The sequence below is a fragment of the Tenacibaculum jejuense genome, assembly GCF_900198195.1.
GTDB classification, from domain to species: Bacteria; Bacteroidota; Bacteroidia; order Flavobacteriales; family Flavobacteriaceae; genus Polaribacter; species Polaribacter jejuensis.
In genome coordinates this window covers 4,413,571-4,436,203 of record NZ_LT899436.1, presented here as the reverse complement: position 1 = coordinate 4,436,203, position 22,633 = coordinate 4,413,571, and the positions used below count along the sequence as shown (strand labels likewise).

General features: G+C 30.8%; 21 protein-coding genes. 18 read left to right on the top strand and 3 right to left on the bottom strand.

What is annotated here, in order from left to right:
* The first annotated feature begins 127 nt into the window (after nucleotides 1-127).
* The 7 genes from AQ1685_RS19435 to AQ1685_RS19405 all read left to right on the top strand — a co-directional run bounded on the left by AQ1685_RS19435 (nucleotide 128) and on the right by AQ1685_RS19405 (nucleotide 5,542).
* Nucleotides 128-463, top strand: coding sequence for a 2Fe-2S iron-sulfur cluster-binding protein (locus AQ1685_RS19435; protein ID WP_095074800.1), 336 nt, complete (start codon nucleotides 128-130; stop codon nucleotides 461-463).
* 36 nt (nucleotides 464-499) lie between these two features.
* Complete coding sequence (locus tag AQ1685_RS19430; RefSeq protein WP_095074799.1) at nucleotides 500-802, top strand: hypothetical protein; 303 nt, start codon at nucleotides 500-502, stop codon at nucleotides 800-802.
* Between the two features lie 95 nt (nucleotides 803-897).
* Complete coding sequence (locus AQ1685_RS19425; protein ID WP_095074798.1) at nucleotides 898-1,404, top strand: ferritin; 507 nt, start codon at nucleotides 898-900, stop codon at nucleotides 1,402-1,404.
* 308 nt (nucleotides 1,405-1,712) lie between these two features.
* Nucleotides 1,713-2,870: a homogentisate 1,2-dioxygenase gene (locus AQ1685_RS19420; protein WP_095074797.1), complete on the top strand. Its 1,158-nt coding sequence runs from the start codon at nucleotides 1,713-1,715 to the stop codon at nucleotides 2,868-2,870.
* 51 nt (nucleotides 2,871-2,921) lie between these two features.
* Nucleotides 2,922-3,272 (top strand): four helix bundle protein, encoded by a 351-nt coding sequence (locus tag AQ1685_RS19415; protein WP_095074796.1) that lies wholly within the window; start codon nucleotides 2,922-2,924, stop codon nucleotides 3,270-3,272.
* Nucleotides 3,273-3,319: 47 nt separating this feature from the next.
* Nucleotides 3,320-4,483 carry a 4-hydroxyphenylpyruvate dioxygenase gene (gene hppD, locus AQ1685_RS19410; RefSeq protein ID WP_095074795.1) on the top strand — a complete coding sequence of 388 codons (1,164 nt, stop codon included), beginning with the start codon at nucleotides 3,320-3,322 and terminating at the stop codon, nucleotides 4,481-4,483.
* Between the two features lie 141 nt (nucleotides 4,484-4,624).
* Entirely contained in the window at nucleotides 4,625-5,542 is a 918-nt protein-coding gene (locus AQ1685_RS19405; protein WP_095075127.1) for a tryptophan 2,3-dioxygenase family protein, read from the top strand.
* 3 nt (nucleotides 5,543-5,545) lie between these two features.
* Here the strand turns inward: AQ1685_RS19405 and AQ1685_RS19400 are convergent, their stop codons facing one another.
* Nucleotides 5,546-6,154 carry an SMI1/KNR4 family protein gene (locus AQ1685_RS19400; protein WP_095074794.1) on the bottom strand — a complete coding sequence of 203 codons (609 nt, stop codon included), beginning with the start codon at nucleotides 6,152-6,154 and terminating at the stop codon, nucleotides 5,546-5,548.
* Nucleotides 6,155-6,447: 293 nt separating this feature from the next.
* Between AQ1685_RS19400 and AQ1685_RS19395 the strand changes: the two genes are divergently transcribed.
* From AQ1685_RS19395 to AQ1685_RS19345, 11 genes are all read left to right on the top strand, one after another.
* On the top strand, nucleotides 6,448-7,479 hold the full coding sequence (locus tag AQ1685_RS19395) for a hypothetical protein (RefSeq protein ID WP_095074793.1): 1,032 nt from the start codon (nucleotides 6,448-6,450) through the stop codon (nucleotides 7,477-7,479).
* Between the two features lie 165 nt (nucleotides 7,480-7,644).
* On the top strand, nucleotides 7,645-8,163 hold the full coding sequence (locus AQ1685_RS19390; RefSeq protein ID WP_095074792.1) for an RNA polymerase sigma factor: 519 nt from the start codon (nucleotides 7,645-7,647) through the stop codon (nucleotides 8,161-8,163).
* Between the two features lie 3 nt (nucleotides 8,164-8,166).
* The gene (locus tag AQ1685_RS19385) at nucleotides 8,167-9,090 is read left to right on the top strand and encodes a FecR family protein (protein ID WP_095074791.1); all 924 of its coding nucleotides are present in this window, start codon (nucleotides 8,167-8,169) and stop codon (nucleotides 9,088-9,090) included.
* 1 nt (nucleotide 9,091) lies between these two features.
* Entirely contained in the window at nucleotides 9,092-11,665 is a 2,574-nt protein-coding gene (locus AQ1685_RS19380; RefSeq protein WP_095074790.1) for a TonB-dependent receptor, read from the top strand.
* Nucleotides 11,666-11,730: 65 nt separating this feature from the next.
* Nucleotides 11,731-12,510 carry a DUF3108 domain-containing protein gene (locus tag AQ1685_RS19375; protein WP_095074789.1) on the top strand — a complete coding sequence of 260 codons (780 nt, stop codon included), beginning with the start codon at nucleotides 11,731-11,733 and terminating at the stop codon, nucleotides 12,508-12,510.
* 91 nt (nucleotides 12,511-12,601) lie between these two features.
* Nucleotides 12,602-13,915 (top strand): peptidoglycan DD-metalloendopeptidase family protein, encoded by a 1,314-nt coding sequence (locus AQ1685_RS19370; protein WP_231970218.1) that lies wholly within the window; start codon nucleotides 12,602-12,604, stop codon nucleotides 13,913-13,915.
* Between the two features lie 7 nt (nucleotides 13,916-13,922).
* On the top strand, nucleotides 13,923-15,491 hold the full coding sequence (pgi, locus tag AQ1685_RS19365) for a glucose-6-phosphate isomerase (protein ID WP_095074788.1): 1,569 nt from the start codon (nucleotides 13,923-13,925) through the stop codon (nucleotides 15,489-15,491).
* Between the two features lie 123 nt (nucleotides 15,492-15,614).
* The gene (locus AQ1685_RS19360; RefSeq protein WP_095074787.1) at nucleotides 15,615-18,818 is read left to right on the top strand and encodes a TonB-dependent receptor; all 3,204 of its coding nucleotides are present in this window, start codon (nucleotides 15,615-15,617) and stop codon (nucleotides 18,816-18,818) included.
* A 96-nt stretch (nucleotides 18,819-18,914) separates the two neighbouring features.
* On the top strand, nucleotides 18,915-19,331 hold the full coding sequence (locus tag AQ1685_RS19355) for a hypothetical protein (protein WP_095074786.1): 417 nt from the start codon (nucleotides 18,915-18,917) through the stop codon (nucleotides 19,329-19,331).
* Between the two features lie 45 nt (nucleotides 19,332-19,376).
* On the top strand, nucleotides 19,377-20,108 hold the full coding sequence (locus AQ1685_RS19350) for a lysophospholipid acyltransferase family protein (RefSeq protein WP_095074785.1): 732 nt from the start codon (nucleotides 19,377-19,379) through the stop codon (nucleotides 20,106-20,108).
* 13 nt (nucleotides 20,109-20,121) lie between these two features.
* A complete protein-coding gene (locus AQ1685_RS19345) occupies nucleotides 20,122-21,102 on the top strand; it encodes an acyl-ACP desaturase (protein WP_095074784.1) in 981 nt (326 codons plus the stop codon).
* A gap of 46 nt (nucleotides 21,103-21,148) precedes the next feature.
* Here the strand turns inward: AQ1685_RS19345 and AQ1685_RS19340 are convergent, their stop codons facing one another.
* Both AQ1685_RS19340 and AQ1685_RS19335 read right to left on the bottom strand, forming a co-directional pair.
* Complete coding sequence (locus tag AQ1685_RS19340; protein WP_095074783.1) at nucleotides 21,149-21,688, bottom strand: DUF4377 domain-containing protein; 540 nt, start codon at nucleotides 21,686-21,688, stop codon at nucleotides 21,149-21,151.
* A gap of 82 nt (nucleotides 21,689-21,770) precedes the next feature.
* Nucleotides 21,771-22,604 carry a rhomboid family intramembrane serine protease gene (locus AQ1685_RS19335; RefSeq protein ID WP_095074782.1) on the bottom strand — a complete coding sequence of 278 codons (834 nt, stop codon included), beginning with the start codon at nucleotides 22,602-22,604 and terminating at the stop codon, nucleotides 21,771-21,773.
* Between the last annotated feature and the right edge of the window lie 29 nt (nucleotides 22,605-22,633).

Below are 22,633 nucleotides of genomic sequence, written 5' to 3'. Positions count from 1 at the left end.
TACACAACAGATACTAAAACTGAGCAGAACCTTTCTCCTTTTAGTAAATTACTCTTATTCACATTTATTACTATTATTATTTTAACTCCTATACATAAATTGCTAGGAATAGATTACTTTATTTAACATGGAAGATCAAGATATTACAATAAAAATAACAGATAGAGAAGGTGTTACACACGAAGTACAAGCACCAACAGATATGAATATGAACCTGATGGAAGTAATTCGTTCCTTTGAATTAGCTCCAGAAGGAACAGTCGGTATTTGTGGGGGAATGGCAATGTGCGCTTCTTGCCAGTGTTATGTGAAATCTGAACACGAACTTCCTGAAATGTCTGATGATGAAGATGCAATGCTCGCTGAAGCCTTTTATGTTGAAGATAACAGCCGTTTAGGGTGTCAAATTCACATGACTCCAGAACTTGATGGATTAGAAGTTGAAATGGCTCCTGAAAGTTAATTTTAATTTATTCTAAATAAGTGTTACATTTGCAATATGAATGTAGATGTAAATGTTGAGTACGAAATAGATCTTAAAGAGATCACGTTTTGTAAATACGAGTTAAAAACTGTCAATAAAAGAATCCCTTTATCATTTCCTCAATTACTACAATTGAGAAAAAATGTGTACAATCTTACAAAACCAGAAGCTTTGTATGATATTATTGATTCAGAGAATTTTGTGCTACTTTTTGTCGCAGATAAACAACATTTAATCTATTTAGATATTCCCCAAATTTTAAACTTAAGAAACACCATAGATTCGTTTTTTTACAGTTTTAAATCAGTTTCAATCTAAATAATATACTTATTTAGACTTCCTTTAAATTTTGAATGTCAGTTTTTTACAGCCTGATATTATTGTATTTTTGTATTAAGCAAAATTAGAATATCATGAAAACAGCAATAAGAAAACAAATGACAATAAATCCTGTAGTTATGGATTTACTAAATAGTCAAATAGCATTAGAAATGAAAGCCTCTGCATCTTATTTAGCTATGGCTTCATGGTGCGATCAGAGAGAATTAGTAAACAGTAAATCGTTTTTCTACAAGCAAGCTGAAGAAGAGAGAGAGCATGCAATGAAAATATTTACTTTTATTAACGATAATGGTGGAGCAGCAATTTCTCCAAGTGTAGAAAATGTAAACAATGATTTCGAAAGCCTTAGAGCGATTTACGAAACTTCATTAGATCAAGAAATAAATGTGACAGAGTCAATCTTCAATATCTTTAAAACAGCTAGAAAAGAGGATGATTTTGTAACAGAAGTATTCTTACAATGGTTTATTTCTGAACAATCAGAAGAAGAAGATACAATGAGAAGTATTATCGATGTATTTGATTTAATGGAAGGAATGCCATTAAAAATGATCGACGAAAGATTACCAAAAGAGTAATTTGATGCATAACAATATGCTTAGGTCCGAAGTTAATAACTTCGGACTTTTTGTTTTTTAGGAATTCTTAGTAGAGAGACTTTTATCAGTCTGTAATCCACATTCTTTTTATTATATTTGTAAGACAAACAACTAAATCGCTAAGAATGTTCTGGTTAGGCTTACTAGCACACTTAAAATTTTTAATCAAGCGAAACCCTGAGTGATAGGTTAATGGATCAATATATCTATTTGAAAATGTAATGCTTAATCAATTTTGTTAGATTTTAAGTACACATTATATCATTAACAAATAAAACTATCGGCTTATGCCTTTTTATCATAAATTAGGAAAAATTCCACCAAAACGTCATACACAATTCCGTAAAGAAGACGGGAGTTTGTATTATGAACAGTTATTTGGTACTATAGGATTTGATGGAATGTCATCAAATTTATATCACGAGCACAGACCAACTCAGGTAAAAGAAATTAGAAAACAATATTCTGTAGCTCCTAAAATCGCAAAGAAAAATAATATTCAATCGTATCGTTTTAGAGGTTTTCAAGTGCCTCAGGTCGAAGACTATTTAGAAAGTAGAAAAATAGTTTTGACGAATTCAGATTGTAATATTATTCTTTCAGCACCAAAATCATCTACAAACGACTATTTCTATAAAAATACAGATGCAGATGAAGTAATCTTTGTACACAGAGGAACAGGAAAATTAAGAACACATATGGGGAATATAAATTTCAAATATGGAGATTACTTAGTAATTCCTCGCGGTATGATTTACAAGTTAGATTTTGATACAGAAGATAATCGCTTATTTATTGTAGAATCATACAGACCAGTATATACACCAAAACGTTATAGAAATTGGTTTGGTCAATTATTAGAACATGCACCGTTTTGCGAAAGAGATATTCGTCAGCCAGAAGAGTTAGAAACACATAACGAAAAAGGTGACTTTGTAATTAAAATTAAAAAGCAAGACGAAATTATAGAAATGGTATATGCGACACATCCTTTTGATGTTGTTGGTTACGATGGATTTAACTATCCGTATGCATTCTCAATTCATGATTTTGAACCAATTACAGGTAGAGTGCACCAACCGCCACCTGTACATCAAACTTTCGAGACAGATGCATTTGTGATTTGTAGTTTCGTGCCAAGATTATACGATTATCATCCACAAGCAATTCCAGCTCCATACAATCACAGTAATATCGATTCTGATGAAGTTTTATATTATGTAGACGGAGATTTTATGAGTAGAAATGATATTAATGCTGGACATATTTCATTACATCCAGCAGGAATTCCTCACGGACCACATCCTGGAGCAACAGAAAGAAGTATCGGAAAGACTGAAACAGAAGAGTTGGCAGTAATGGTAGACACGTTTAAACCATTAATGGTAACAGAAGAAGCAATGAAAATTGCAGATGATACGTATTATCAGTCTTGGCTTGAGTAAATTTTTTATTGAAAAGAGAAAAGAGATATTAGAGAATAGACAAAACTTGGAATGAAAAGACATAATTATAAGAATCTTAAAATTTGGTCAATAGGTATTGAAATAGTAGATATGGTTTTTATAATGACGGAAAAATTTCCAAAAGAAGAAAAATTTGGATTAATATCTCAAATTAATAGATGTTCAATTTCGATTCCAAGTAATATTGCAGAGGGGTCATCGAGATCAGATAAATCATTTTCTCATTTCATAGATATAGCTTTAGGTTCTTCATTTGAACTAGAAACTCAGATGATAATTGCCTTTAAAAGAAAAGATATAACACAAGAAGAATTAAATAATATTGAAGAAAAGTTAGCAGAGTTTCAAAAAATGACAATGAGTTTTCAAAATAAACTATAAAGTCTCTTCTCTCTATTCTAACTTCTCTATTCAAATTCAGAATTAAGATGAGTAATAAAGATATAAAATCAGTAAACTACGGTTTAGAAAAAATATTTGAAGGAGCACAAGATTTCCTTCCACTTTTAGGAACAGATTATGTAGAGTTTTATGTAGGTAATGCAAAACAAGCAGCCCATTTTTATAAAACAGCATTTGGTTTCCAATCTTTAGCTTATAAAGGTTTAGAAACAGGATCTCAAGATGAAGTAAGTTATGTACTTGTACAAGATAAGATTCGTTTAGTATTAACAACTCCGTTAAATAGTAAATCACCAATTAATGACCATATCGTTAAGCATGGAGACGGAGTTAAAGTTGTAGCACTTTGGGTTGAAGATGCTCGTTCTGCTTGGGAAGAAACTACAAAAAGAGGAGCAAAATCTTACATGGAGCCAACTGTAGAAACTGATGAACATGGAGAAGTAGTGCGTTCTGGAATTTATACTTACGGAGAAACTGTACATATGTTTGTGGAGCGTAAGAATTATAAAGGAACATTTATGCCTGGATTCATGGATTGGAAATCAGATTATAATCCACCATCAGCAGGATTAAAATATATCGACCACATGGTAGGAAATGTTGGTTGGGGTCAAATGAACAAATGGGTAAAATGGTATGAAGATGTAATGGGATTTGAAAACTTCTTATCATTTGACGATAAACAAATTCATACAGAATACTCTGCTTTAATGAGTAAGGTAATGAGTAATGGAAATGGACGTGTTAAATTCCCAATTAATGAGCCAGCAAAAGCTGCTAAAAGATCTCAAATAGAAGAATATTTAGATTTTTATGAAGGTGAAGGAGTGCAGCATATTGCAGTTGCAACTGATGATATCATCAAAACAGTTTCACAGTTAAAAGCTAACGGGGTAGAATTTTTACCACCACCACCTCAAGCATATTACGATATGATTCCTGAACGTTTAGGGGTTCATAGAGATATGATGAAAGAAGATATTTCTAAATTACAAGAATTATCAATTTTAGTAGATGCTGATGAGGAAGGATATTTATTACAAATTTTCACAAAACCAGTAGAAGACAGACCAACATTATTCTTCGAAATTATTCAAAGAATGGGAGCAAGAGGTTTTGGAGCTGGAAACTTTAAAGCTCTTTTCGAATCAATCGAAAGAGAACAACAAAGAAGAGGAACGCTATAGATATATAGAATTGAGGAACTGAACCAAGAAAACATAAAACTTTTCTTGGTTCTTTTTTTACTGTTAAAAATGAGCAAAGCACATTAAAATGACGAAAGTCTCGTATCTTGGCTCTTTTATTCTTTAGTCTAAATGAAACCAATGAGTCGAGAAGAATTATTAAAAGCAATTGAAGAAAAATACGATAAATTAGGAGTTCCTGTTGAAGCAATGTTAGAAGGTTTATTGTGGAGTAAACCAATAACGTATTGGGATTATATACAAACTGATGCTTTATTAGGATTGCAAATCCCTAGAACTACGCAACCAGATGAAATGGTGTTTATTATGTATCATCAGGTAAATGAGCTTTTGTTTAAAATGATTCTTTGGGAAATTGATCAAGTAGCGAAAAGTGTAGAAATTTCCGCAGATAAATTCTCAAAACATTTAATGAGAATAAGTAGATATTTTGATGTTTTATGTAGTTCGTTTGATGTTATGGGAGATGGAATGGACGTAGAGCAATATCTTAAATTTAGAAATACATTAACTCCGGCAAGTGGCTTTCAAAGCGCTCAGTATAGAAAAATTGAATTTGCATCTACAGAATTAATCAACTTAATAGATATTCGATTTAGAGATACTATAGATCGTAATTCTTCATTTAAAAATGCGTACGATCATTTATATTGGCAGGCAGCTGGGAAAAATTATACTACAGGTCAGAAAACAACATTATTAAAGTTGTTTGAAAAGAAATATATGGGTGAATTTATGGAGTTTATGGAAGATTATAACGATATCAATCTTTCTAAAAAATTCCAACAGCTTCCAGAAGATATTCAAAAAGATGAAGCTTTAATTAAGGCAATGCGTCATTACGATTACACAGTAAATGTAAAGTGGGTTATGGCACATTATAACGCTGCAGGAAAATATTTAGGTGGGAACGATACCGATTTAGAAGCTACAGGTGGAAGTAGTTGGAGGAAATATTTACATCCTAAATATCAAAAAAGAGTTTTCTTCCCGTATTTATGGAGTAACGAAGAGTTAGAAAATTGGGGAACTTTTTAGGTATTATCCTAACCCTAGAATATGATTCTTGTCGAGTTCTCTAATTACTTCTCCTTTAGAAGAATATAGAAGCTTTAACCATTCAGTAAAATTGGTTACTTTAAAATATAACTTTTGGTCTTTTATGTCAAAATAAGCCAAAGACCACTCGTTATTTTCTTTTTTTTCAGATGTTAACCAAACCCAAGAGCCACCATTAGAATCTTCACTCATCAAACAAAGTAGTGAATTTGAAGGGACATACTTTTCATTAACTAATTCAATTTTTTGATTTAATTCTCTGTAAGAACTCAAATAACTATATCTTCTAATATCATCTATAGGTTGATAATAAATTAATTCTGCTCCAGCACCAATAGTTTTAAGGAAGTATTTATAAGTTTCAGGAAGTGACTTTCCAATTTTCTTTTCAATACTTGAAACTTCATCATCAGTTAATTTTTTCTCAATATTCAAATGTTTACTAGCATCTTGCTTTATAGCATTAATAATACTAGTCAGTTCATTATTTGTATGAGTATTTGTTGTTGATGTTTTCTTTTTTTCGTTGTTAGAAACTCTACAGGAACTCAATAAAATAGTAGTGAATAATAAGAAATATAAATTTTTCATTTTCAAGAATAGAAAGTTTACCACATAAATTTAAACAAAAAGAGTTAACTGCTCTAACAAAATATATAGCAAAATAAACATAGGGTTTTTTAATGCAGTGTTGTATTAATAACAAGGGAACAAATTTTATAGATAATTATGGGACATTTTGGAGAATTTTGCTTGTTAATATCATTAATGTTGACAGTTTTAGGGGTTTATTTTGAAACAGATAATAATTTATTTTAACAAAACCTGTAGGGTAAAAAAAGACTGAGTTGTATTAAATCTGTAACATCAAAAAAATATTTACAATGAAACAATTTCGAACACTTTTTTTAGGAATTAGCTTAGCTGTGTTTGTTAGTTGTGTTGATTCTGAATTAACACCTATTGAAAACGAACAACCAAATCAAGAACAACTAATTTTTAAATTAGATTTTGAAGAAGGGAATGAAAATTTTATAACTCATGCTATTGGAGATTTTCCTGAAAACGAACCTGTAATAGATAGAGGTCAAACGGAAGATACTTGTGGAACTCTATTTAGAGGACAAACAGAAGATTTTACTGAATGGAAAGGGTATGATTTTAAAGGAAATGATACTAATTTTATGGGACTTGATATGGGATCTTGTGGAGGTTTCTTTGAGGCTGTAGTGAAAACTGATTTTTTCCTTGAAGAAGGTTTAAATCAAGGAGAAGGTAAATTATCTTTTAGATATTATATGCCAGGTGATTTCACAGAATGGGAAAATAACAACTATACGTTAAATGTTATTATCGAGCATGCGAATTCAAATAATGACTTTAGTAATGATCCTGATTTTATAGATGTACTAGTAAGATTTTCGGCAGAAATAAACCAAGATGGATGGGTAGACTTTTCTGGAATAATACCAACATCTATAGATGCTGGAGAATACAGTGTTATAGTTAGAATTGTAGGTTCTTCTGCTGCAATTGACGATATAACATTAGTGAGACTTGTTTCTGGAGAAGATCAAGATGGCGATCAAGGAGGAAGTGATAAAGGAAACGGAGGTCAAGACGGCAACCAAGGAGGAAATGACAATGAAAACGGAGGACAAGATGGTAACCAAGGAGGAAATGATAATGGAAATGGAGGACAAGATGGAAACCAAGGAGGAAATGACAATGGAAACGGCGGTCAAGATGGAAATCAAGGAGGAAATGATAATGGAAATGGAGGACAAGATGGAAACCAAGGAGGAAATGACAATGGAAACGGCGGTCAAGATGGCAACCAAGGAGGAAGTGATAATGGAAATGGAGGTCAAGATGGCAACCAAGGAGGAAGTGATAATGGCAACGGAGGTAACTAGTAGTTGAAAACCCAGAACTTAGTAATTTAAAGAATAATTATAAGTGAATTAATTCTTTAAGTAAAAGCAGAGCGATTTGATTCTTTTCTTTCTAAAGCTCTGCTTTTCAATAATGAACGTTAAAAAATAATACTTGTTGGGATAAAAGGAGTTATTTTTGCAGTAATGGAAGTAGGAGATAAATCATTATGTGATTCGAAGGTGTTCGAACAAGTATATAAAACGAATGCAACAGCATTACGAAATTTTGTGTATTACAAATGCGGAGATATTGATGTAGCTGAAGATATAATACAGGATTGTTTTATGACAATATGGAAAAAATGTTCAACTATAGTATTTAAAACAGTAAAATCTTTATTGTTTACTATGGCATCTAACGCTTTTTTAAACATGGTAAAGCATAAAAAAATAGTCTTAGAACATCAAAAATTAAATAAAAATATAAATGATCGTACTAATGAGAATCCAGAGTTTTTGTTAGAAGAGCAAGAGTTTTTAAAAAAGTTAGAATCAGCTATAGCCGAATTACCAGAGAAAGAAAGAGAAGTTTTTCTTTTAAATAGAATAGACAAGAAAAAATATAGAGAGATAGCAGATTTACTTAACATATCTATCAAAACTGTTGAAAAAAGAATGAGTAAAGCATTGAAGCAATTAAGAAATCAAATAGAAGGTATTTAGTATATGGAAAATCAAGAATTTGAAATATTGTTAAATAAGTTTATAGAAGGGAAAATTTCTTCCGAAGAACTTTTAGTATTAGAGAATTCAGAAGAGTTTTCTACATACAAAAAAATACTAGATTCTTCTGCAGAGTTTTCAACTCCTTATGTTGATAATGATGAGTCATTTAATGCTTTTATGGAGAAAACCAAGTTTAATGAAAAAGAGCAAAAACCAGTACGAAAATTAAATAGATATTATGTAATTAGTGGAGTAGCTGCGTCATTGTTGTTTTTATTTGGTTTATTTCAACTATTCAATACAAATCAAACATATTCTACTGGTTTTGGAGAGCAATTAGCCGTTTTATTACCAGACAATTCAGAAGTAGTTTTAAACTCAGATTCATATTTAGAGTTCAATAAGAAGGATTGGAAAAAAAATAGAAAGTTAAATCTTAAAGGAGAAGCATACTTTAAAGTGAATAAAGGAAGTAAATTTGAAGTAATAACTCCTGAAGGATCAGTAACTGTTTTAGGAACTCAATTTAATGTTAACCAGCATAAAAATTTTTTAGAAGTGCATTGTTTTGAAGGAAAAGTACGTGTGGCTAGAAATGAAAAAAAGTTTATTTTAACTCAAGGAGATGCAGTTCGTCAAATTGGAAATGCTGCATTCGAAAGCTGGAATTTTTCTGAAGTTTCTCCAACTTGGAAGAGTTTTGAAAGTAGTTTTAAAAACACGCCATTACGATTTGTGGTACAAAGTTTAATTAAAACTTATGGAGCTACTGTAATTTCAAATAATATTGATTTAGATAAACGTTTTTCTGGTAGTTTTCCAACAAATGATCTAGAAATAGCATTAAAAACAATTACCACTTCTATGAATTTAACTTACAATTTAGAAGAAGGTAAAAAAGTAACATTACGATCTAAAGAGTAAAATGATTAAAGCGCGAGTATCCCTAATTTTCGTTCTATTTTCTCTATTTCTTTTTGCTCAGAAAGAAAAAGAAGTACCGTTATTAAAGGTTTTAAATTCTATAGAGAAAAACTTCAATATTAAATTTTCATTTTCTGAAGAAGTTATAAAAAATAAGTCAATAAAGCTTAATGATAAACAAGAGTTATTGTCAGTTATAATTAGTCAAATAGAAAGCCGAACAGGATTAGAAGTAAAAAAAATAAATGATCGATATTATACAATAACACAAAAAACAGATAACATAAAAATTTGTGGGTATATTTTCGACGAAAAAAGTAATACAGCATTAGCAGATGCTGCCGTATTTACGAAAACTAAAGGTGTAGGTACAGATACAAAAGGGTATTTTGAGTTGAAAGGTTTAAAAGCAAAAGACACAGTCACATTTTCTTTTGTTGGTTATGAGGAGATTAAAAAAGTAGTAGCAGAGTTAAATCAAACTAAGTGCTCTAAGATTTATATAAAGGAAGCTTCTCACACATTAAATGAAATCATTATTTCTAGTTATCTTACAACGGGTATAGCAAAAAATAGTGATGGTTCGATTGTTTTAACACCCAGAAAACAAGGAGTTCTGCCTGGGTTAACAGAAGCTGATGTTTTATTAAGTACACAACAATTACCAGGAATTCAGAGTCCTATTGAAAATGCATCAGGAATTCATATTCGGGGAGGAGCACCAGATCAAAATCTAATTTTATTTGATGGAATTAAATTGTATAATACATCACATTTTTTTGGTTCTATTTCAGCGTTTAATCCTTACGTGGTAGATAATGTAAAAGTGTACAAAAATGCTTCGAATGTTAAATATGGAAATCATGTTTCTGGAGTTATTGATATTGAAACCATGTCGGATATACCAAGCCAAATAAGTGCAGGAGCAGGATTTAATTTTACAAATGCAGATGTAAATACCTCTTTTCCAATAGGTGAAAAATTAGGAGTGCAGTTTTCATTTAGAAGATCTATTTCTGATTTGTTGGATACACCAACGTTTGATAAACTTTCACAGAAAGTATTTCAAAACACAGTTTTAGATGAAGGAAAAGTATTAGCGGAGGAACAACCATTTATAGAAGATGAAAATAACTTCAGTTTTCTAGATTTTAATACCAAAGTTATTTTTAAACCTAATGATAATAATACTATTTCGCTACAACAGATACGTGTAAAAAATGATTTGAAGTATATTTTGGTGAATAATAATGAAAACGAACGACGTTTTGATTTTATTGATATTCAAAATGAAGGATACGGTATCACTTGGGATAAAATCTGGAGTGCCAATTTCTCTCAAAAAACAAACATAAATTATACAAATTACAAATTGTTTTACGATGGAAATAAAAAGCGAGATAATTTCATTTATAATTTGACAACTAAAAATAATGAAATAAAAGAAGTGTCATTTAGTACAATATTTAATCAAAAATTAAACGACATAAGTGCATTAAATTTTGGCTATCAATTTACAAATAGTAACATATCTTATCGCTTGGTACAAGAAAATGACGGTTTTTCAAATTTACTTAATGAAGACAGAAAGTCTAATAATCAGCAAACACTTTTGGCAGAATATGTATTAAGTAAAGATAAAAAGTACAATGTAAATGTTGGTGTAAGAGCAAGCTACATGCCTTTACTAGATAAAACTTTTTTTGAACCTAGATTATATGGAAGATTACGTCTTTTTCCATCATTTTGGATAAATGCTTCCGCAGAAATGAAGCAACAATATACTAGTAAAATTATAGAGTTTTTTACTTCAGATTTTGGGTTAGAGAATGAGTTATGGGCAATTTCAAATGGTGTTGAAATACCTGTTCTAAAAAGTAAACAAGTAACTTTTGGTGTGTTGTTTGATAAAAAAGGTTGGCTAATAGATGCAGAAGCTTATTTTAGAGAAATTGACGGATTAACAACACTTGCCACAGGTTTTGATAATACTAATGGAGAAGAAATATTTAATGGAAGTGCTAGGGTAATTGGAGCTGATTTTCTAATTAAGAAAAAATGGACAAATAATTTTAGTTCTTGGGTAAGTTATACCATTGGTGAAAATGAATCTGATTTCTCTGGATTTAACGAAGGAGGTAAGTTTAATGGTAATTTTAATATTTCTAATGCAGTATATGTAGCACAACAAATGAAATTTGGGAATTTTGAAATGTCACTCGGATGGACTTTTAGATCGGGCTTGCCATTTAGTGATATTGTAGACTCTGGATTTAACGATGATCAAATAAGATTGCAAAGATTAGCGAATATAAATGGAAGAACTTTACCTAATTTCCACCGTTTAGATGCGTCGGCTTCATATGATTTTTATTGGAGTAAAAAACGTAAAGTGAAATCAAAAATAGGAGTTTCTTTTATTAACATTTACGACAGAAAAAATATTTTAAGAAGATCGTACGAGAAAGAATTTGTAGTAGATCCAAATACATCAGAACAAACTGATGGAATAACCACGGTAGATACTTTTTCTTTAGGTTTTACTCCAAATGTGGTGTTTAGGGTTCAATTTTAGTTATTAAATTACTAATTAATTTTTTGGAACAATAATTGTCATTCTTTTTTTATAAGTTTGAAAGTATGAGAAAGTCGATAATTTTTTTATTGTTTATCAATATAGTATTTACAAGTTTTTCCCAAGATAGATCTTCACCAGCTTTTCAAGGTGGAGAATGGTTACAATATAGAATGAGTTATAGTGGTTTTTTAAAAGCAGGAACAGCTACATTGTCATTACAAGAAACCGAGCTGGGAGGAGAAAAAGTACTTCATGCTATTGGAGAGGGAAAAACAGCTGCCGTAGTTGGTTGGTTTTTTAAAGTAGAAGACAAATACGAAAGTTACTTCAAAGCTTCAGAAGTAAAACCTTTGTTGTTTAAAAGAAAAATCAACGAAGGAGGTTACAAAAAAGATAAGCAAATTACTTTCGATCATAATAAAAATACAGCTCGAGTACAAGATTTTCTTAAAAAGAAAGATAGTACATATGCTGTAAGTGGTCCGCAAGATATGATTTCAACATTTTACTTTTTAAGAAGTCATGATACTAAAAATCTTAAAGCAGGTGATGAGATTGATGTATCTATGTTTTTTGATGAGAAATCTTATCCATTCAAACTACACTGTTTAGGTTTCGAAACAATCAAAACTAAATTCGGTAAAATTAAAACTCAAAAATTCAGACCATTAGTACAAGCAGGAAGAGTTTTTAAAGCAGAAGAGAGTGTAACCATTTGGATTACTGCAGATGAAAATAAAATTCCAATTAAAATGAAAGCTTCTTTAGCAGTTGGGTCTTTAAGAGCAGAGTTAGAGGCTTACAAAGGTTTAGCTAATCCGTTTGAAGTTGTTTATGACTAAATCGTTTTAGTTGTTTACATTGTGTTAAAGTAGGCTTCACCAAAGCTTTTATTTGTACATTTGTCTATTGAGAGGAGCAAAAAACTAAGAGGTGAAGTCTAACTATTATTCATGCATTTTTTTAATCATTATTTTTTTATCAATTTCTTGTAAGAAAGAAAAAGAAGAAGAACTACCAGAAGAGGTTATAGAAGTTAAAGAACCAGAGCCAGTTATTGAATATGGTTTTAATATCGATAATTACACTGTAATTAATGATACCATAAAAAGCGGAGAAAGTTTTGGAATAATTTTAGATCGTCATCATGTTTTTTATCCAAAAATTAATGCAATCTCAACTAAAATTAAAGATACTTTCGACGTTAGAAAAGTAAGAGCAGGAAAGCCTTATACAATTTTAGCATCAAAAGATACTACCCAAACAGCACAAGTTTTTATTTACAAGCACAACAGAATAGAGTCTACAGTAATTAATTTTAAAGATTCTATAATTGAAGCTTACACGTATAAAGAACCGGTTAAAGTTGTAGAAAGAGAAGTTTCTGGTAGAATTATAGATAATTTTTCTCAGGCTTTAGATACTTTAGGTTACGGTTCAACTTTGGCTAATGAAGTAGCTGATATTTATTCTTGGACGGTAGATTTTTATAGACTTCAAAAAGATGATACATTCAAACTAATATTTGAACAGAAATTTATAAATGACACTGTTCCTGTTGGATATGGAAAGGTAAAAGCAGCAGTATTTAATCATAAAGGAAATGAGTTGTATGCATATCGTTATGTAGTAGATTCTATAAAAGGAGATGTAGATTACTATGATGATGAGGCTGGATTATTAAGAAGACAGTTTTTAAAATCACCAATAAAATTCCAATATCGAATTTCTTCAAGATATAATTTAAGAAGGCGAATAGCCTTATATGGAAATAAAGTAAGACCTCACCGAGGAACAGACTTTGCTGCCGCTTATGGAACTCCAATTATGACAACCGCAAGTGGAACTGTAGTAGAATCTGCAAGAAGAGGAGGAAATGGAAATTATGTGAAAGTAAAACATAATAGTACCTATACTACTCAATATTTACATATGAAAAGACGTAAAGTTCGTGTTGGAGAGTATGTAAAACAAGGAGATATTATTGGTTGGGTTGGAATGACAGGAAATACAAGTGGTCCTCATGTGTGTTATCGATTCTGGAAGAATGGAAAACAAGTAGATCCTTTCCGTCAAAAACTTCCTACTGCTAAACCAATGGTAGATAGCCTTAAACCAAAATATTTTGAGTTTATAAATCCGTTAAAAGAACAACTAAATAAAATTCCTTTACCTGTTATTGAAGATGTTTTAGAAACAGAAGAATTAGAAAAAACAGAAGAGGATAAAACTATCGCTAAAAATTAACCAATCCATGGCTTTGAAGAACTATAATCCAACACAAACTGAAACTTGGAAAAAATTAACAGATCATTTTGAAGTATCAAAAAACTTAAACTTAAAAGAATTATTTAGGACTGATGCGAATAGAAAAGAAAATTTTTCTGTTACAGTTAATGATTTAGAAGTTGATTTTTCTAAGAATAGAATTACAAAAGAAACTTTAGATTTACTAGTAGAATTAGCTAATGAGGTTGAATTAAAGGATGCGATTGAAAAATATTTTACTGGAGAAACAATAAACGTTACAGAAGGTAGAGCAGTACTACATACAGCACTAAGAAGTACTTCTGAAGAGCCAGTTTTAGTCGATGGGAAAGATATTAAGCCAAAAGTTCAAACCGCATTAAGAAAAATTAGAGCTTTTAGTAATAAAGTAATTTCTGGAAAGTGGAAAGGATACTCAGGAAAGTCTATCACTGATGTTGTCAACATTGGTATTGGAGGGTCAGATTTAGGTCCAGATATGATTGTTGAAGGATTAAAGTTTTACAAGAATAAATTAAATACACACTTTGTTTCTAATGTTGATGGAGATCATGTTTCAGAAGTATTAAAGAAATTAAACCCAGAAACAACGCTCTTTGTAATTGTATCAAAAACATTTACAACTCAAGAAACAATTAGTAATGCGAATACAATTAAAAATTGGTTTTTAAAATCAGGATCAATTTTCGATGTAGCTAAACATTTTGTTGCTGTATCTACAAACTTAGATGCAGTTTATGATTTTGGTATTGATAAAAATAATGTTTTTCCAATGTGGAATTGGGTTGGAGGAAGATTCTCTTTATGGTCTGCAGTAGGTTTATCAATAAGTTTAGCTGTAGGATTTGATAATTTTAGAGAATTATTAAACGGAGCAGAAGAAATGGATATCCATTTCAGAACTACTGAGTTTGATGAAAATATACCAGTAATTTTAGCATTGTTAAGCGTTTGGTATAACAATTTCTATGGAGCAGAAACCGAAGCGATTTTACCATATACACAATACTTATCAAAACTTCCAGATTATCTTCAGCAAGCTGTTATGGAGAGTAACGGAAAAGGAATTGATAGAGATGGAAATGAAATCACTTATCAAACAGGAACAATTGTTTGGGGAAGTACAGGTACAAATATGCAACATGCATTCATGCAGTTAGTACATCAAGGAACAAAGTTAATACCAACAGATTTTATTGGATTTAAAGAATCGTTACACGGTTTAGAAGATCATCACAATAAATTAATGGCAAACTACAATGCCCAAATGGAAGCACTAGCTTTTGGTAAAACAAAAGAAGAAGTTCATTTAGAATTAAAAGCTTCTGGAAACATGGAAAAAATTAACTCTTTATTACCTTATAAAGTATTTTCAGGAAATAGACCGAGTAATGGAATTTTATTTGACAAATTAACTCCTAGCTCTTTAGGAAAATTAGTTTCTCTCTATGAACATAAGATTTTTGTACAAGGTATCATATGGAATATATACTCTTACGATCAATTTGGAGTAGAATTAGGGAAAGAACTAGCTAAAAAATTCTTAAAAAAATAGTCCTTAAAACTAAAACGAGCCAAAAATTCTTAAAGGATCGTTAAAAAAGTTAACATTTATTTAATATTGGAAATATTAAAAAGAGTGAATTTTGCTTCGTTTTAATTACATTATATAAGGACAATGAAAAATTTCAAAAATTTACTACTAGTATCTTTACTGTTTGTGGCTACAGCAGTATTAGGTCAAGGTGTAACTTCTTCTTCTGCGTCGGGTAAAATTACCGACGATACAGGAGAACCGTTACCAGGTGCAAACGTACTTTTAGTACACACACCATCAGGAACAAAGTATGGTGCTTCTACAGATTTAGATGGATTCTTTAGAGTTTCTAACATGAGAACAGGTGGGCCATATAAGTTAACTGTTTCTTTTGTTGGTTTTCAAACTATTGAAAAACAAGGGATTTATTTAAGATTAGGTGGAGCAGAAGTTTTTAATTTAAAGCTTTCAGAGGAAGCAAATGCTTTACAGGAAGTAGTTGTAACAGCTTCTTCTGGTTCTAAAGATGGTTCTGAAACAAAAGTTTCACGTAAGCAAATAGCATCTTTACCAACAATTTCAAGATCTATAGCTGATTTTGCTAGACTTACTCCTCAAGCACAGATTAGTGGAGATAATACTATTTCAATTGCTGGACAGAACAACAGATTTAATGCTATTTATCTTGATGGTGCTGTTAACAATGATGTTTTTGGTTTAGCTGCTTCAGGAACAAATGGAGGACAAACTGGTGTAAATCCGATATCTTTAGATGCAATTGATCAGTTTCAAATTAATATAGCTCCATTTGATGTAAAGCAATCAGGATTTGCTGGTGGATCTATAAATGCGATTACGAGATCAGGTACTAACAAAGTACAAGCTTCTGCATATTCATTTTTTAGAAACGAAAGCTTAGCAGGAAAGACACCTGTTGATATCGCTGGAGATAACCCTAGAGAAAAGCTTGCTGAATTTACAGCGTTAACTTACGGAGCTAGAATCGGAGGAGCTATAAAAGAAGATAAGTTATTCTATTTTGTGAATTATGAAAGACAAGAAGATGAAACACCAAGAACTTTCTTTATAGATAATTATACAGGAGATTCTGATGCTTTAGATATTGCTAATTTAGCTCAGTTCATTGCAACAAACTACAATTATAATGTTGGTGGAGTACAAGATGCTATTTCTTCTTTAAAGAGTCATAAATTAATTGCTAAGTTAGACTGGAATATTAATGATGATCACAAATTATCTTTAAAGCATTCATTTGTAAAAGGTATTAACAACAGAGCAAATGCTTCATCAATTTCATCTATTAATTTCTCAAATGGAAATCAAATATTCGAATCTATAACTAACACAAGTACGTTAGAATTAAATTCTAGATTTGGAAATAAATATTCTAATAATTTAGTTTTAGGTTACACATCTGTAAACGATGATAGAGGTTTTAATGGAAACCCATTTCCAAATGTTAGTATTCGTGATGGTAGAGGTCGTATAAATTTTGGTTCTGAACCATTTTCAACAGCGAATCTTTTAGAAACAAGAATTTTCACATTAACAGATAACTTTGAAATTTATTCAGGAGCTCATAAGTTTACTATTGGTACTCACAATGAATTTTCTAGTGTTAACAATGTTTTCTTTGGAAGAAATTTTGGTGCTTATGAATTTGCTAGTGTGAGTGATTTTATTACTAATCAACCAGCAATAAGATACCGTTTAGGTTATTCATTAATTGGAGGAAATGGAGATACTTCAGAAGGTTCTGCACAGTTTAATTCAATGCAGTTAGGTGGTTATGTACAAGATGAAGTTACTTTTTCAGACAGATTAAAAGTAACTGCAGGTTTACGTTTCGATATTCCAGTATGGGAAGATGGTAGAGTAAATGAAGATTTTAATACAAGAACAGTAAGTTTATTAAGAGCTGCTGGTAAAAATCTACAAGGAGCTAGAGTTGGTCAAGGTATAAAATCTAAATTACATATTTCTCCTAGACTTGGTTTTACTTGGGATGTTAATGGAGACAGAAAAACTAAAATTAGAGGTGGTATAGGTATATTCACATCTAGAGTTCCTTTAGTATGGCCAGGAGGAGCTTATAATAACAATGGGGTTACTTCAGGAAGAATTGATAATCAATCTAGATTTGGAGATTTTATACCTGCTTTCAATCCAGATGTTAACTCACAATTCAAAGATCCAGCACCTGGAGCTGGAGCTACTGGAGGTATAGTTGATTTATTTGCTGCTGATTTTATGTTACCACAAGTATTTAAAACTAATATTGCGATTGATCAGAAATTACCAGCCGGTTTTGCTATTTCTGCAGATCTTATCTTAAACGATAATATTAGAGCTGTAGCATATGAAAACTTAAATTTAGGTGATGCTCTGTTTACTACTACAGGACCTGGTGGAGGTATACCAAACTTTGGTCGTCAAAGAATAGATAACACTTATCAAGAAGTTCTTTTAGCTTCAAATACAACAGAAGGTAAATCATGGAATTTCTCAACTACATTAAGTAAGAACTACTATTCAGATTTCATAGATGTTAGAGGGCAACTTTCTTATTCTTTTGGAGATTCTGATGTATTAAACGACGGAACTTCTTCTCAAAATATTTCTCAATGGTCGAGAATGGAAAATGTTAGAGGGGCTAATAATTTAGATGTATCTAGATCTGATTTTGCACAAGGTCATAGATTAGTAGGTAATGCTTCTATAGATTTTAAGTGGAATGATTGGAATAAAACTACATTAGGATTCTTCTATGATGCAGGTGAAGGTAACGTTTTTAGTTATGTATATAACGACCGTGGAGCATTAACAGCAGATACAGGGAACTCTAACACTCTTGCTTATATTCCTAAAGACGAAAATGATATCATTTTAGTAGACGATGGTTCTTTTACAGCTGCTGAACAATGGACAGCTTTAAATGCTTTTATTGAAGGTAATGATTATTTAAGATCTAGAAGAGGGCAGTTTGCTGAAAGAAATGGTGATAGAGCTAGATGGAGTCATGTTGTTGATTTAAAGTTTGCTCACGAGTTTTCTTTAAAAGGAAAGAATAACCATTCAATCGAATTAACAGCAGATATCTTTAACTTTACAAACTTATTAAATAAGAACTGGGGTAAAAGATACTTTTCAGGAAGTTTTAACTCCGTGAGATTATTAAACTTTGAAGATTTTTTACCTGACGGAACAACTCCAACATTTACTTATAATCCTAGAGCGGAAACTGATTTAAACAGATCTGACGATGCAGGATTAAATTCGTCAAGATGGCAAATGCAATTAGGTATTAGATATAAATTTAACTAATCCAGTTACGATTTTTTTAAAACCACCTCTTATGAGGTGGTTTTTTTATGCATAAAATTCAGTATTTTTACATCATAAATAAACTAACAAATTATGATGAAAACAGTTCACTCTTATTGGGCCTACATCGCATTAGCTGTTTTAGTTTTTGCTGTAGTAAATGCTGTAATAGGACTAGTACAAAAAAAAGAGTTCACACATAAAGATTTTCGATTAGGCTTATTTGCATTAATTACATCTCATATTCAATTATTAATTGGTTTAGGATGGTATTTTATGTCTCCTTGGTATAAATCAATGAAAGCTAATGGAATCGATGCAAGTAATAGATTATTAGCTGTAGAACATCCTGTAATGATGATTTTAGCAATTACTTTAATCACTATTGGTTGGTCTAGACATAAAAAACAAATAAAAAGCGAATCAAAATTTAAAACTTTTTCGATTTTCTACGGATTAGCATTAGTATTTATTTTATCCAAAATTCCGTGGTCTAATTGGTTACCGTTTTAATACAATTTCATTCCCGCAATTAGCGGGAATCTTATTTTATAGTAAATGAAAATAATAAGTTATTTTTTATCTGCAATTTTTGCATTAGTATTCTTTCTTCTTCTTATAGTATTTCACCCAATACAGTGGATAGGTTTGAAATTAGGTGGTCAAAACGGCCATCAAAAAGTAGTAAATGTTATGAACTGGTTTTTAGTAAAATCGTTACTTATTTTAGGAGTACCAGTTCGTGTAGAAAACAAACAAGAATTACCAAAAAAACAAACCCTTATTTTTGTATCGAATCATCAAAGTATGTTCGATATTCCTCCGATTATTTGGTATTTCAGAAAACATTGTCCAAAATTTGTTTCTAAAAAAGAATTAGGGAAAGGTATTCCTAGTATTTCTTTTAATTTAAAACATGGAGGAGCAGCTTTAATAGATAGAAAAGATAGAAAGCAAGCAATCACAGAAATGATTGAGTTTGCTAAAAGAATACATAAAAATAACTGGTCTGCAGCTATCTTTCCTGAAGGAACAAGAAGTAGAAACGGACAACCGAAAAGTTTTGCATCTAATGGACTTAAAATGCTTGTGAAATATAATCCAGACAGTTATGTAGTACCGTTAACTATAAACAATTCATGGAAAGTATTTAAGTATGGAAAATTCCCTCTAGGAATTGGAAGTCCTATAAAAATTACAACACACGAACCAATAAAGATAGACAGTTTACCGTTTGATGACTTATTAGCTAAAGTAGAAGCTGAAGTTACTGGTGCTGTCGTAGCATAAAACAACTAAATTAATGTCGATAAACAATATAAGAAAAGAAGTAATGAAAACCTTGGAGAGTAAAATCCATGGTTTTGTAGACGATTTTTTAATTCCAATAGAGAAAATTTGGCAACCTACAGATTTTTTACCAGATTCTCAAAGTGAAAACTTTATAGAAGAGGTTAAGGAAATTAGAGAAATCTCTAAAGAATTGGATGACGATTTTTGGGCAGTTTTGGTAGGAGATACAATTACTGAAGAAGCTCTACCAACTTATGAATCTTGGCTAATGGATTTGGATGGAGTAACTCAAGATCCAGATAACGGTTGGGCTAAATGGGTAAGAGCTTGGACTGCAGAAGAAAATCGCCATGGAGATGTATTAAATAAATATTTATACCTTTCTGGAAGAGTAAACATGAGAGAAGTAGAAATTTCTACGCAGCATTTAATTGCAGATGGTTTCGATATTGGTACATCCACAGATCCTTATAAAAACTTTGTTTACACGAGTTTTCAAGAATTAGCAACCTATATATCGCATAATAATGTAGCTAAAATAGCTCGTAAAAAAGGGCATAAGTTATTATCGAGAATGTCAAAAATTATTGCAGGTGATGAAATGAGACATCACAAAGCGTATTCTGGTTTTGTAAAAGAAATTTTCAAGATCGATCCTAGTGAAATGATGCTAGCTTTTGAAAAAATGATGAGACATAAAATTGTGATGCCAGCAATGCACTTACGCGAATCTTTTAATGAAAAAGGAACTCTTTTTGATGATTTTTCAACTGTAGCACAACGTATAGGAGTTTACACAGGTTTTGATTATGTAGATATTCTTAGAAAGTTAAATACAGCTTGGGAAATCGATAAAATTACAGGATTAACTGCGGAAGCTGAAAAAGCAAGAGACTATCTAATGAAATTACCAGATAGAATGTACCGTGTTACAGAAAGAATTGTAATTCCGGAAACAGATTTTAAATTTAAATGGATGATACCAGCATAAATGAAAAAGCAACCAATTTGGTTGCTTTTTTTATTGTTAAAATGGGTTAATTTAAACTAATCAATTGTAAATTATTTTCATCGATATGTTTAAAAGTTCCAAATACATTATTTTCAGTTTGTAGTTTGTTTTCTAATTCCTGACATAAATTTTCACAGTCAATTGTAATTGCATCTAAAATTAAAAAGTCAGAAGAAGAAGTATTTACAAAATTATCTCCCTCAAGTTTTAATGTTAAGTCAAAAGAAACATCTTCACTTACTTTCTCTTTAGAAAGTATTTTTTGTAATGAATATTTAAAAGAATTAGTGTCTTGAAGAGGATTTTGAATTGTTTCTTTTTTTACAGACAATGCATAAATATAACCTGGTTCATAAGTGAATCCTTCAATAGAGGAATAGAAGTTATGCCAAGTATCAGTATTTAAAATAGCTCCTTCTTGAATTAAAAGTGTAAACTGAGGAGATAAACCTACAGCGGTATTTTTGTAATGATTTACGTGAATATCAACAATTTCACTTTGATTTTCTTCTTCACAAGAAATCAATATTCCAATAAAAGTTAATAAGAGAATTAGTTTTTTCATTTCAGAATCCTTTTAATTTATACTAGTTAGATAAAGAATACTCGATTTGGTTGCTTTAGAATATAACTTAATTTCAAATTAATTATTTCGAAAGCTCATCTAATCTTTCTTTTTCTCTTTGTGTAAGATTTTTATAACCTTTCTGATTTATTTTATCTAGAATAGAATCAATTTCTTCTTGTTTTGCAACTTTTATCTCATTGAATTTATCATCTATAGTAATGTTTTTAGGTGCGTCTTTAAACGGATCATTCAATAAAAGAATATGGGGTTTTATAATAAGTAAAAACAAGAATATAGAAGTTGGAATTAATGCTAGTGCAATAGTTAAAAAATTAGTATTAATAACTTCTGGTTCAATAGCAATAGCGGTTAATAAACCTATTATTGCACCACCTAAATGAGCTTCGTGCCCAATATTATCTCTTTTACTTGTAATCCCGTAAATAGAGTATAAAACGTATCCTATAGCATATAACCAAGCAGGAAATTTAAAGGGAAGAATGATAAAACCGACTTCCATACTAGGAGACAATCCAATAGCAGCAAAAACGATTCCACTAACAGCTCCAGAAGCACCAACAGCTGTATAATCGGAATGATTTTTATGAATGTATAAAGCAAACAGATTTCCACCGATTAAACTGATGAGATAAATAAGGAAGAAAAGAAATGCACCAATAGAGTCCTCTAAATTAGATCCGAAAAGATATAAGGTAATCATATTAAAGGCAAAGTGTTTCCAATCTACATGAAGAAAACCAGATGAAATTAGTCGGATATATTCTTTGTTGATGAATACTTTATCAACATGAAATAAGAATTTGTCTTGGAAAGTAAATTCCTTTAAACCTTTGTTAGTAATAAAAGCTGTTACACCGATAAGAAGTAAAGTGAACAGTTGTACCTTTTCCATATAAATATTGAATATTTTTTTACTCGTTA